This window comes from Chitinophaga eiseniae, from assembly GCF_012641265.1.
Classification (GTDB): domain Bacteria; phylum Bacteroidota; class Bacteroidia; order Chitinophagales; family Chitinophagaceae; genus Chitinophaga; species Chitinophaga eiseniae_A.
Genome location: NZ_JABAHZ010000006.1, coordinates 389,044 through 401,500, shown reverse-complemented (window position 1 = coordinate 401,500; position 12,457 = coordinate 389,044). Strand labels below are relative to the sequence as shown.

Annotated in this window: 10 protein-coding genes; all 10 read right to left on the bottom strand. The window is 50.1% G+C overall.

Translation table 11 applies throughout. From position 1 onward, the window contains the following. Positions 1-39: 39 nt before the first annotated feature. Complete coding sequence (locus HGH91_RS23780) at positions 40-1,473, bottom strand: TolC family protein (protein ID WP_211092399.1); 1,434 nt, start codon at positions 1,471-1,473, stop codon at positions 40-42. After that, positions 1,466-4,606 carry an efflux RND transporter permease subunit gene (locus HGH91_RS23775; RefSeq protein ID WP_168741309.1) on the bottom strand — a complete coding sequence of 1,047 codons (3,141 nt, stop codon included), beginning with the start codon at positions 4,604-4,606 and terminating at the stop codon, positions 1,466-1,468. Before HGH91_RS23775 ends, HGH91_RS23780 begins: the two co-directional genes overlap by 8 nt. A gap of 31 nt (positions 4,607-4,637) precedes the next feature. After that, positions 4,638-5,756, bottom strand: a complete 1,119-nt coding sequence (locus HGH91_RS23770; RefSeq protein ID WP_168741307.1) for an efflux RND transporter periplasmic adaptor subunit — start codon at positions 5,754-5,756, stop codon at positions 4,638-4,640. Between the two features lie 136 nt (positions 5,757-5,892). Continuing rightward, complete coding sequence (locus HGH91_RS23765; protein WP_168741306.1) at positions 5,893-6,312, bottom strand: hypothetical protein; 420 nt, start codon at positions 6,310-6,312, stop codon at positions 5,893-5,895. Positions 6,313-6,501: 189 nt separating this feature from the next. Then, the gene (hemL, locus tag HGH91_RS23760) at positions 6,502-7,788 is read right to left on the bottom strand and encodes a glutamate-1-semialdehyde 2,1-aminomutase (protein ID WP_168741304.1); all 1,287 of its coding nucleotides are present in this window, start codon (positions 7,786-7,788) and stop codon (positions 6,502-6,504) included. Positions 7,789-7,825: 37 nt separating this feature from the next. Continuing rightward, positions 7,826-8,797, bottom strand: coding sequence for a porphobilinogen synthase (gene hemB / locus HGH91_RS23755; RefSeq protein WP_211092398.1), 972 nt, complete (start codon positions 8,795-8,797; stop codon positions 7,826-7,828). Between the two features lie 22 nt (positions 8,798-8,819). Continuing rightward, complete coding sequence (gene hemF / locus HGH91_RS23750) at positions 8,820-9,737, bottom strand: oxygen-dependent coproporphyrinogen oxidase (protein WP_168741302.1); 918 nt, start codon at positions 9,735-9,737, stop codon at positions 8,820-8,822. A 39-nt stretch (positions 9,738-9,776) separates the two neighbouring features. Beyond that, positions 9,777-10,805 (bottom strand): uroporphyrinogen decarboxylase, encoded by a 1,029-nt coding sequence (hemE, locus tag HGH91_RS23745; protein ID WP_168741300.1) that lies wholly within the window; start codon positions 10,803-10,805, stop codon positions 9,777-9,779. Then, positions 10,802-11,545, bottom strand: a complete 744-nt coding sequence (locus HGH91_RS23740) for a uroporphyrinogen-III synthase (RefSeq protein WP_168741298.1) — start codon at positions 11,543-11,545, stop codon at positions 10,802-10,804. The genes hemE and HGH91_RS23740 overlap by 4 nt, the downstream gene beginning before the upstream one ends. After that, entirely contained in the window at positions 11,535-12,455 is a 921-nt protein-coding gene (gene hemC / locus HGH91_RS23735; protein WP_168741296.1) for a hydroxymethylbilane synthase, read from the bottom strand. The genes HGH91_RS23740 and hemC overlap by 11 nt, the downstream gene beginning before the upstream one ends. Positions 12,456-12,457 lie beyond the last annotated feature (2 nt).

The following is a 12,457-nucleotide window of genomic DNA, read 5'->3' as shown; positions in this document are numbered from 1 at the left end:
CCTGGTGACCGCTATCTCCCCATATTTTTTCCCTGCCTGCTATTGGGCAGCGTTAAACCCTCCGCCCAGGGCGCGGTACAGGGAAACCAGGCCCTGGTATACGTTTCGCCGGGTAGTGACCAGCGCCAGCTCTGCTTCCAGCACATTTTTCTGTGCGGTAATTACCTCCAGGTAATTGGCATAGCCGGTGGTAAACAGGATGTTAGCAGTAGATACTGCTTCCTGCAACACCAGCACCTCATTGCTTTTTAGGGTAAAAGCCTGTTGCTGGTTGTCTACTTTGTTCAGCGCTGAGGCTACTTCCTGGTAGCCATTCACGATCGCCTGCTGATAGTCATAGAAGGCCGTATAGGCGTTGGCGGTATTGATATTATACTGTGCTTTTAGCTGTTTTTTATTGAAGATAGGCGCTGTTAAATTGCCTACCGCGCCCCAGGCGATAGAACCGGGCGATTGAAACAACAGTCCCGCTTTAAAGGCATTAAAGCCGGTATAGGGCGTAATGGTCAGTGAGGGTAGGAAGGCAGCTCTCGCCGCTTTTACATCTGCTTGGGCAGCTGTAAGTTCCAGCTCTGCACGTTGTATATCGGGCCGCAACAGCAGGAGATTAGATGGAATACCTCCTTTCACCGCAGCAGGCAGCGGCTGTGTACCGGTAACGGTAGTACGTAAAATGGGTTGTGGCAGCCTGCCCATTAAGGCGTTTAACTGGTTTTCCAGCGAAGTAATTTCCTGTTTTACGCCAAACTCGAGGGCTTTGGTGCTCAGCAGTTGCGCCGTAAATTGCTGCACCGCCAGTTCGGTGGCGCGGCCCCCGGCTTTCTGTATATGTACAGTGGCCACAGCTGCTTCCTGCAGGGTGATGTTGCGCTGAATAATAGCCAGCTCGTTGTCCATCGCAGTGAGTTCATAGTACAAACCGCTAACGCCTGCTACAATTTGTGTTACCAGCAGGCGGCGCCCCTGTTCGCTTCCCAGGAAACGGGCATAGGAAGCCTGGCGCTGGCTTTTTAATTTCCCCCAAAGATCTATTTCCCAGCTGCTGCGTAAGCCGGCAAAGTATTCCGGCGTAGGACCGGGAATGTGCTGGTCTTTACTGATGTTGGGCGACAGGTTGGTATCGAAATTACCAACGCCGTTGAGGGTATAATCTGCGTACTTATCCACGCCGGCCGACAGTGCCAGGTTGAGCGATGGCAGCCAGGCGTTTTTAGCCATCACCAGGTTGGCCTGGGCTACGGCTACCCGTTGCGCAGCAGACAGCAGGTCGAAATTGTTATGCAATGCGGTATCTATCAGTCCCCGTAAGTACGGGTCATTGAATACCTGCGAAAAATTACTGAGCGAGAGCGTATCTGTAGTAACAGGCACGGTTATACGTTCTGGTAGCGACAGTTCTTTCTGGGTGCTGCAGGCGACTATGGTAACAGCCATACCTGCACTGAGTATATAGTGATATATTCGTTTATTCATTAGTGTAAGCTTTAAGTTCTACGGATTTTTTCCGGGTCATTGAGGCAAACAGCACATATAATCCGGGTATGATTAACACGCCGAAGATGGTGCCGATCAACATACCGCCGGCAGCGGCAGTACCAATGGAACGGTTCCCCATAGCGCCGGCGCCGGAGGCAATACAAAGCGGGATCAATCCTGCAATGAAAGCAAAGGAGGTCATCAGGATAGGACGCAACCTGGATACGGCGCCCTCTTTGGCTGCTTCCATTACTGTGGCACCATGCTTGTTCCGCAGGATGGCAAATTCTACGATGAGAATAGCGTTTTTACCCAGCAAGCCAATCAGCATCACCAGCGCTACCTGCGCGTAGATGTTGTTTTCCAGACCCAGTAGTTTCAGCGACAGGAAGGCGCCGAAAATGCCCGCCGGCAGTGATAATAGTACCGGCAGTGGTAAAAGGAAGCTTTCGTATTGGGCGGCCAGCAACAGGTATACAAACACCAGTACAATAATGAAAATGTAGATAGCCTGGTTACCGGAGAGGATCTGTTCCCGCGTCATACCGCTCCATTCATAGCTATAGCCCCGGGGCAACTCTTTTGCCGCTACTTCCTGTACGGCTGCAATGGCCTGGCTGCTGCTGAATCCGGGGGCTGCGTCGCCATTGATCATAGCGGCAGTGTACATATTGTAGCGCGTTAGTTGCTCCGGGCCATATACCCGCTCCAGCTTTACAAAGTCGGAGTAAGACACCATTTCGCCGCGATCATTTTTTACATGAAGGCGCAGCAGGTCGTCGGGTTTGGTTCTATAGCGGGGATCGGCCTGCACCATTACTTTATACATCTGGCCAAAGCGGATAAAGTTAGAGGCGTAAAAGCTTCCCAGTAGTGTTTGCAGGTTGCTCATCGCATTATCGATACTCACGCCTTTCTTGGCCGCCATGGCCTGATCCACATGAATTAAGTATTGTGGAAATTCTGCATCGAAGCTGGTGAAGGCGCTGCCTATTTCTTTCCGCCGTTTCAGTGCATCAATAAACTGGTTGGTGATCTGGGCCGTCTGGCGCAGATCGCCGCTACCGCTGCGATCCAGCAACCGGAGCTCAAAGCCGCTGGAGTTACCGAAGCCGGGAACAGTGGGAGGCGGGAAAAACTCGATGCTGGCATCAGCAATACCAGCAGTTTTTTGTTGCAGCACTTCGATAATTTTTTGTACCGACGCTTTGCGATCCTCCCAGGGTTTCAGGTTTACCATGCCCATCCCGTAAGAGGCGCCGGCTACTTCGTTTACCAGGCTATAGCCTGCCAGGGTAGATACCGATTCTACTTCGCCCAGTTGTTGGGCGATAGCCTGTACCTGGTCCAGTACTTCCTCTGTACGCTCTACAGTGGCGCCGGGGGGCGTGGTCACGTTTACATAAATCATTCCCTGGTCTTCCGTAGGAATAAAGCCGGAAGGCAGGATAGCGCTTACGCCCCAGGTGGCTGCAAAGAAGAAGAGCAGCGCTGCCAGTGTGATGAGGCGTCTGCCGGCGATGAAACCTACCAGTTTGGCGTATTTATTTTCGGTGGCATTATAACCTTTATTGAAGCCGTTGAAGAACCGTTGTAATAAGTTCTTTTTACGGGGTTTGCCATGGGTATCTTTCAGCATGATGGCACAGAGTGCAGGCGTTAACGTTACCGCGTTGATACCTGAAATCACGATGGAGATGGCCAGGGTGAGGGAGAACTGCCGGTAAAATACGCCCACAGGGCCAGAGAGGAAGGCAACGGGAATAAATACCGCCGACATCACCAGGGTGATCGCTACCAGCGCACCGCTGATTTCCCGCATGGCAGAGAGGGTGGCATCCATAGGTGAAAGATGTTCTTCACTCATTTTTACATGTACCGCTTCTACCACCACAATCGCATTGTCGACCACGATACCGATGGCCAGCACGAGGGCAAAGAGCGTGAGCAGGTTAATGGAAAAGCCCATCATCTGCATGAAGGCCAGGGTACCGATCAATGCTACCGGCACCGCCAAGGCTGGAATGAGGGTAGAGCGGAAATCCTGGAGGAAGATAAATACTACGATGAATACCAGGAGGAAGGCTTCAAACAGGGTGCGTACCACTTCATGAATGGAAGCATCCAGGAAGCGGGATACATCGTAGTTGAAATTGTAGGTCATGCCGGGAGGAAAAGAGCTGTTTTTCATCTCTTCCATCTTCATTTTCACGTTGTTGATAACATCGCGGGCGTTGGAACCAGGCCGTTGTTTGAGCATGATGGAGGCCGATGGTTTACCATCGGTTTTGGATACCATACTGTAGGTGAGTGAGCCGAATTCCACATCGGCAATATCTTTCAGGTGAAGTACTGATCCATCTTGTCCTGCACGTAATACAATCTGCTGGTATTGTTCCGGTTCAAAAAATTTACCGGTGTATCTTAACACGTACTGCAGCATCAGGGGATTTTTATCGGAGCTTTCGCCCGTTTTACCGGGGGCGGCTTCAATATTCTGGCGACGGATGGCTTGTACCACTTCTTCAGCAGATACGTTGTAGGCCAGCATGCGGTCGGGTTTCAGCCACACGCGCATTGCGTATTCCTTGGCGCCCATGATTTCCGCACGTCCTACGCCGTCAATACGCTTCAGCTCCTGCAGTACGTTGATGTCTGCGAAGTTGTAAATAAACTGTTCATTGAGCGTAGTGTCTTCACTCATCACATTGAGGTAGAGCAGCATACTGTTTACCTCTTTCTCCGTGGTCACCCCGGCTTTAATAACTTCTTCCGGCAGCTCATCGATAATGGTGGCTACCCGGTTTTGTACGTTTACGGCTGCCTGATCGGGGTCTGTTCCTACCTGGAAAAATACCTGGATAACAGTGATCCCGTCGTTGCTGGAAACAGACGACATATAAGTCATGCCCGGTACGCCGTTGATGGCCCGTTCCAGGGGAGTAGACACGGCTTTGGCAGATACTTCTGCGTTGGCGCCGGTATATTTGGCTGTTACCGTTACCGAGGGCGGTACGATATCGGGAAATTGGGTTACCGGCAGGGTAAAGAGCGCCAGTAAGCCTACCAGGGTGATAATAAGCGATATGACCAGTGACAGCACTGGCCTTTTTATAAAGATTTCAAACATTATTCCGTGATTTCAGCTGGGTCAGCTGTGATTATAAACTCAGTAAACTATCCATGGGCAGGCTGCGCGGGGCGATTTCGATACCATCGCGGATATTGCGCACGCCTTCGCATACAATGCGTTCGCCGGGATTAAGACCGGATTTTACAATGTAGAAATGTGCGAAGCGGGCCTGCGGGATGAAGTTTTTCATTTTCACTTTGTTGGCAGCATCTACCACGAAAACATAGTTTTTATCCTGCATTTCAAATACAGCTTTCTGCGGAATAATGACAGCGCTATCCATTTCGGTGGTGAGCCGCACTTTACCGCTGGCGCCGTGTTTCAGGAGTTTGGACGGGTTGGGAAAACGGGCACGGAAGGCAATGGAGCCGGTATTTTCTTCAAATTCTCCTTCCATGGTTTCTATATTGCCGGGCTGGTTGTAGTCCGACCCATCTGCCAGTATGAGCGCCACTTTGCGGTAGCTGTTATCGCCTTTGGCGAGTGCCTTATTGTATTGAAGGTATTCCGTTTCTGATACGTTGAAATAAGCGTATACTTCGCGTGTATCCGATACCGTAGTTAACAGGGAACCTTCGCTGATGAGACTTCCTTTTTTCAGGGGAATACGGTCAATGATACCGTCGAAAGGTGCGCGGATACTGGTATAGGAGAGACGCATTTCCGCATTGGAAACAGCGGAGCGGGCTTCTTCTATTTTGGCCTGAGCCGCTGCCAGCTTGGCGTTGGCTACTTCCAGTTCGGAGGGGGCGATTACTTTTTTGTCTACCAGCAAAGTAACGCGATCTACTTCCAGTGCGGCCGCTTTACTTTCTGCGATCAGGCTGCTCAGTACTGCTTTGGCTTTTACCAGCTCAGCCCGGTATTCGGCGTCGCTGATGCCGAAGAGCAGTTGTCCCTTTTTTACTTCCTGTCCTTCATCAACGAATATTTTATCGAGAAACCCGTTTACACGGGCCCGTATTTCTACATTTTGCACTGCCTGTATATCCGTTACGTAAGAGCGGTGGAGGGTAGTATCTTTTGTTACCAGGGTGGTAACAGGTAATGATTTCAGTGCCTCTTTGTTGGTACTTTCTCCCTTGGTGGCACAACCAGCCATAAAAAGAGCGGTCAGCGATGTTAAGATCCCTGTATAATAACGCATAGCAATAAGATATTGATCCCGGTTTAACCGGAATAAGTGAATACAACACAGCAGCTACCTGTTTGCCGGAATAACAGCAAATGCAGGCATCTCCTTAAACAATAAAAATGGTTACAATCGCAAAAGAGGGTGGTATTCAGAAGGGGGTAAACCGGAAGAGAAAGGAATAGTAGGCGGGCAGAAAGGATTTCTGGCGCACGTATTCACCGGTTTTATTTTCAGTGAGATAAACACTTCTCGCCGTGTTATCCGGATCGAGGTATACAATACGGGTAGCCGTACTTACCTGTGGTGCGGATGCAGTGAGGTACCAGCGCGTTTTACGGCGATGTTTGGTCACCTGCCATACATCCATGCCGTCGTCATCGGCTTCCAGTTGCACTGGTATTTTGTGTACCAGGTGCAGTAGTTGGTCCTGCTGTGCCTGTTGTACCCGGATCTCGTGCAGGAAATGACGATGTGCCGCAAACGTAGGTACAAAGCCAGCTACCAGCTGTATACACAGCAGGAAGGCGACAGTTATCCAACGTTTTAATATAGGCAGCTGGTTATTCATGAAGGTCCAAAAATAATATTTTTTGAATTATTGGCAGGTTAGTTTATTGTAAAGGGAATATAGCCGGATAAAAGGTAAGGAGCCCGATGAATAAAAGGTGGCCAGGGGAGCAGGTTTGAAGGTGAAAATAAAAGGCCGTCTCAGGGTATGAGACAGCCTTTTCCACTCAGCACAGGATTGAATTGTTAACTATTTGATTGCCTGCATGGCAGATTTAGCAGCAGTAATGGTTTGATCCAGGTCTTCGGTAGTGAGTGCATTGCACATGAACCAGCTTTCGAAGGCAGAAGGTGGCAGGTATACGCCGCGTTCCAGCATAGCATGGAAGAAACGCCTGAATATTTCGTTATTGGCGGCAGAGGCAGACGAGAAATCGATGATAGGATACTCGGTAAAGTGTGCACTCAGCATAGAGCCTATCTGGTTAATACTATGAACGATACCGGCTGCGCCGAAGGCTTCTTTTAAGCCATTTACCAGGTAGGTGGCTTTTTCGGCGAGTTGCTGGTAGATCACCGGGTTGTCGTTGAGCGTTTGCAGTAAGGTATAGCCTGCGATCATAGCGATCGGGTTGCCACTCAGGGTACCGGCCTGGTATACTTTTCCTGCAGGAGCCAGGTTTTCCATGATTTCCCTTGGACCGGCGATGGCGCCTACAGGCATACCAGCCCCGATAATTTTACCGAAGGTAACCAGGTCGGCTTTAATGCCCAGCAGTTCCTGCGCGCCGCCACGGGCCAGCCGGAAGCCGGTCATCACCTCATCAAAGATCAGTACGATATTGTGCTCATCGCAAACCTTGCGCAGTCCTTCCAGGAATCCCGGTTGTGGCAGGATACAGCCCATATTGCCGGCTATCGGTTCTACGATGATAGCTGCAATTTGTCCTGCATATTCTGCTACCAGTTGTTCTACTGCTGGCAGGTTATTATAGGGAGCGGTAAGTGTGTCATCGGCTACAGTAGCAGTTACACCGGGAATAGACTGAAGGCCCAGCGTAGCAACGCCGCTACCGGCGCTCACCAGGAAGGCATCGGCATGCCCATGGTAACAGCCTTCAAACTTGATGAATTTATTCCGGCCGGTATAGCCCCTGGCCAGCCTGAGGGCCGTCATACAAGCTTCTGTACCGGAGTTGACCATGCGTACCATGTCGATGTTAGGTACCATGCTCACAATCAGTTCAGCGATTTTTATTTCCAGTTCGGTGGGTGCACCGAAAGAGGTGGAGTAGGTGGCATATTCCTGGATAGCCTTTACCACGGGCTCATAAGCATGGCCGAGGATCATAGGGCCCCAGGAATTAATATAGTCAATATAGCGGTTACCGTCTACATCGTACATGTAGGCGCCTTTCGCGCGTTCCATGAATATAGGATTGCCGCCAACGCTTTTAAATGCACGTACGGGAGAGTTTACGCCGCCAGGGATCACCTCTTTGGCCTTCCCGAATAACATTTCACTTTTACTGTACATCTGTGGGATGATTTATTGTTTTACGCAAGATACTGAATTATGCATTCAGCAGTTTTACGGCGTCTTTCGCGAAATAGGTAGCAATCAGGTCCGCACCTGCACGCTTAATGCTGGTAAGGCTTTCCAGGATGGCCTTGTTTTCATTGAGCCACCCTCTTTCTGCTGCTGCTTTGATCATGGAATATTCTCCGCTTACATGATAAGCACTAACGGGAACGGTTACACGATCTTTGATAATACGCATAATGTCGAGGTAGGCCATGGCTGGTTTTACCATCACGATATCTGCGCCTTCTTCAATGTCCATCAGTGTTTCCTTGATGGCTTCGCGGGAGTTGGCGTAATCCATCTGGTAGGTTTTTTTATCACCGAATCCGGGCGCGGAGTCGAGCGCATCCCGGAAGGGACCATAGAAGCAGGAAGCATATTTGGCGCTGTAGGCCATAATGCCGGTTTTATCGAAGCCATTTTCCTCCAGGATATTGCGGATGGCAAGGATTCGGCCATCCATCATATCACTGGGCGCAACGATGTCGGCGCCTGCTTGCGCATGACTGAGGCTCATACGTGCCAGTACTTCCACGGTAGGATCGTTCACAATTTCAGTACCTTCTACAATGCCGTCATGGCCGTAGGAGGAGTAAGGGTCCAGGGCCACATCAGTCATCACCACCATTTCCGGGATGGCACTCTTGATGCCCCGGATAGCACGTTGCATCAGCCCGTTTGGATTAACGGCTTCCGTTCCTTTATTATCTTTTACATGGTCGGGCGCTTTTACAAACAGTAAAACACTTTTAATGCCGAGGCTCCAGAGCTCTTTGGCTTCTTTAATAGTCAGGTCCAACGAGTACCTGAAATAACCTGGCATAGAGCTGATCTCTTCTTTCACATTTTCTCCTTCGGTAACAAATAACGGCGCAATGAAGTCGCTGGGTGTTAATATAGTTTCCGCTACCATTGCACGAATGGCGGGAGATACTCTTAGGATTCTGTTTCTTCTGATCATCTTTATAAAAGTTTTATTGTTTCTATTGGGCTGTCTTTGTCCAGTCGCGCGGCTTTAAAAACTCTTCCAGCTGTGCTTCGGGGCTTCCCGGAGTAGTGTGGAAGTCGTATTCCCAGCGGGCTACCGGCGGGAGGCTCATGAGGATGGATTCGGTGCGGCCGTTGGTTTTTAAGCCAAACAGGGTGCCCCTGTCATGAATGAGATTGAACTCTACATAACGTCCACGTCTATACGCCTGCCAGCTTTTATGTTCTTCCGTGTAAGGAATGTTTTTAGTTTTTTCCACGATAGGGAGGTAAGCCTCCAGGAAGGCGTTGCCATTGGCTTTGGAAAAGGCGAGCAGTTCCTCTGCTGTTTTGCTTTCGCCGGGCCGGAGGTAATCGTAGAAAATACCGCCTACACCGCGGGCTTCGTTGTTGCGATGTTTATTGATAAAATATTCATCGCAGTGTTTTTTATATTTTGGGTAGAGGTCTGTGCCGAAAGGATCGCAGGCATTTTTAAAGGTCTGGTGAAAATGGATGCCATCTTTTTCGTCCAGGTAATAGGGCGTGAGGTCGGCGCCGCCGCCAAACCAGCTGTCTTTCAGTGTACCGTCGGCTTCATACAGTTCAAAGTAACGGAAGTTGGCATGTACGGTAGGAACAAATGGATTGAGGGGGTGAATAACCAGGGAGATGCCACAGGCCATGAACTGGCTGTTGGAAACGCCAAACTGCTGTGCCATGGCTTCCGGCAGGTCGCCATGTACCACGGAGGTGTTTACGCCCCCTTTTTCAAATACATTTCCATTGGCGGTTACGCGTGATTTTCCGCCACCGCCGCCGGCCCGTTCCCAACGGTCTTCCCGGAAGGTAGCTTTACCGTCCATTTTTTCCAGGGCAGCGCAAATTTCGTCCTGTAAGCCGTGTATAAAAGAGATGAAATCGTTTTTAACCATAGTACCTTACTTTTAAAGATCAATCGCCTGTATGCCTTATTACCCGTGCGCTTTCACAGTTTCCACGAATGCTTTTGCGTGGTCTACCGGTACATTGGGCAAAATACCATGTCCCAGGTTAGCGATGTAACGCTGTCTGCCGAAGCCTTTCAGCATTTCCTTCACTGACTTTTCAATTTCAGGGATGGGAGCCAGCAATTTAGCCGGATCAAAGTTGCCTTGTAAGGCGATGTTGTTGCCGGCAAACTGGCGGGCCAGTTCCGGTTTAATGCACCAGTCGATACCCAGTCCATGGGCGCCGGTAGCGGCCATGTCTTCCAGGGCAAACCAGGCGCCTTTGGCAAACACGATAGTAGGGCAGATATCTTTCATGGCGGCTACTATCTGGCGGATATATTGTAGAGAAAATACTTCGAAGTCCTGCGGGCTCAGCAAACCACCCCAGGAGTCAAATACCTGTACGGTATCTGCGCCGGCGGCTACCTGTGCTTTCAGGTAAGCGATGGTGGTATTGGTAATCATTTGCAGCAGCTGATGGGCTACTGTGGGTTGCTGATAGCAGAATGCTTTTGCTTCGTCGAAGGTTTTGGAGCCTTTCCCCTGTACCATATAGCAGAGCAGTGTCCAGGGGGCGCCACCAAAGCCGATGAGCGGCACGCGGCCATCCAGTGTCTTTTTCGTGAGCTTCAGCGCATCGAATACATAGTGCAGTCTTTCCTGTACATCCGGCACGCATACACGTTGCAGGTCGGCGGCCGACTTAATGGGGGCAGGTAGCAGGGGACCTACTTTTTCCACCAGTTGTACTTCCAGGCCCATGGCTTGTGGTACTACCAGGATGTCAGAAAAAATGATGGCGGCATCAACGCCTACCTGGTCTACCGGCATAACGGTTATTTCTGTGGCCAGCTCTGGATTTTCGCAACGTTCAAAAAAGGAATATTTATCACGCAGTTTGATATAATCCGGGAGGTAGCGACCAGCCTGGCGCATCATCCATACGGGTGTGCGGGAAACGGTTTCACCTTTAAGGGCCTTCAGTAATAAGTCGTTCTTCAATGCGCTCATTCGTAGCAATTAATGTTGTTAAAATAAAATATAGCTGTTTGCACCATGTACGCTTCATCTGTACCGGGGCTTATTATAATCTTGTTGTCGGTGTGTTCTTTCAGTGCAGTGGCTGTTGTTCGGCCAATGGCAAAGCAAACCGTTTTAGGCGCCAGTTTATTGGCGGAAAAGTAGCTTTTAACAGCGCTGGGACTGAAAAAGAATATACCATCATAATCGGTGTCGACTACTTCCGGTGTGGGAATATTTTCGTAGATCACGTATTCGTTGACAGTAATCCCTGCTGCTGTCAATATACCGGGTAGTTCATCCCTGCGCTGTGTACCGCAGAAGAAATTTACCTCGGTGATATTGCCCAGTTGGATGATGGCAGCTGCCAGGTCTTTGCCATAGGCTGCTTCCGCGAGTATTTTACAATCGAAGAAAGTTTCTTCCAGCAATTGTTTTGTTTTTCCGGAGATGCAACAGATGTTGGCGTCCCGGATAACGTACCAGTCGGCCCCTTGCCTGATGTAATATTTGGCCAGTATTTTTACGGCATTCGCGCTGGTAAAAACCTGTACAGTACCGGGGCGGAAGAGGTGGAGCATTTTTTCCTGGCCCCATAGGGCTTCGTTGGGAAGCGGTTTTATCTGGATAAAATCTTTGACGTCTATATGAATACCATTTTCACCAGCAACAGCGATGGAGCTGTCTGTTAGAGGCCTGGTGCATAATATGCGGTATTGATCATTTGGCATTTCTGATCTGAGCTACAATTTCAGCGCCACCTTGCGCCATAATTTCCTCTGCGGCACGTTGACCCAGCTGTTGGGCCTGATCCAGGGATACTTCATGTGAAGTACTGAAAAACTGGGATCCGTCCAGGCTGCAGAGTTCTCCGCTAAAGTGAACGGTATGGTCTTGTATATAAGCATACGCGCTGATAGGGGTGGTGCATCCGCCCATCAGGGTACGTAAAAATTCGCGTTCTATTTGTGTGGCCAGGGCAGTATCGGCATCGTTAAAGGCGGCACAGGCGTCCAGGCAAAATTGGTCATCTTCCCTGCATACGGCTACTACGGCGCCCTGAGCGGGAGCTGGCAGCATCCAGTCGAGATAGATGGACGTGGCCGGGCGTACATTAATCCTCTCCAGTCCTGCGGCGGCGAAGATAGCGCCGTCCCAGTTTTCAGCGGCCAGTTTCTGGAGGCGGGTATTTACATTCCCGCGCAGGTTGTGCAGCTGGTGCTGTGGATATCTGCGCAGCCATTGCGCTTTACGGCGCACGCTGCTGGTAGCGATGTGAGCAATGTACCCGGGCTGTTCCAGGAAGTCGGTATTGGTTTTATATACCAGCAAATCTTTTACCGGGCCACGTTTCAGGATGGCGGCATGTACTATTTGCTGCGGTAATTGTGTAGGAACGTCTTTGAAGGAATGAACGGCAATGTCTATACGATTATTGAGCAGTGCCAGGTCCAGGCTTTTGGTAAAGATACCTTGTACGCCTATTTCATAGAGGGGTGTTACCAGGTCAATATCGCCTTCGCTTTTGATGGGCACCAGTTCGGTGCGGTAGCCCTGTGCGGTGAGCAGATCGTTTACCTGGTGTGCCTGCCAGAGTGCCAGCTGACTGTCTCTTGTACCTATCCTGATAACTTTTTCCATTG

Coding starts and splice junctions, on each gene's coding strand:
- HGH91_RS23775 (WP_168741309.1), bottom strand. CDS start 4,606: ATGTTTGAAATCTTTATAAAAAGGCCAGTGCTGTCACTGGTCATATCG.
- HGH91_RS23780 (WP_211092399.1), bottom strand. CDS start 1,473: ATGAATAAACGAATATATCACTATATACTCAGTGCAGGTATGGCTGTT.
- hemC (WP_168741296.1), bottom strand. CDS start 12,455: ATGGAAAAAGTTATCAGGATAGGTACAAGAGACAGTCAGCTGGCACTC.
- hemE (WP_168741300.1), bottom strand. CDS start 10,805: ATGAGCGCATTGAAGAACGACTTATTACTGAAGGCCCTTAAAGGTGAA.
- hemB (WP_211092398.1), bottom strand. CDS start 8,797: ATGATCAGAAGAAACAGAATCCTAAGAGTATCTCCCGCCATTCGTGCA.
- HGH91_RS23765 (WP_168741306.1), bottom strand. CDS start 6,312: ATGAATAACCAGCTGCCTATATTAAAACGTTGGATAACTGTCGCCTTC.
- hemL (WP_168741304.1), bottom strand. CDS start 7,788: ATGTACAGTAAAAGTGAAATGTTATTCGGGAAGGCCAAAGAGGTGATC.
- HGH91_RS23740 (WP_168741298.1), bottom strand. CDS start 11,545: ATGCCAAATGATCAATACCGCATATTATGCACCAGGCCTCTAACAGAC.
- HGH91_RS23770 (WP_168741307.1), bottom strand. CDS start 5,756: ATGCGTTATTATACAGGGATCTTAACATCGCTGACCGCTCTTTTTATG.
- hemF (WP_168741302.1), bottom strand. CDS start 9,737: ATGGTTAAAAACGATTTCATCTCTTTTATACACGGCTTACAGGACGAA.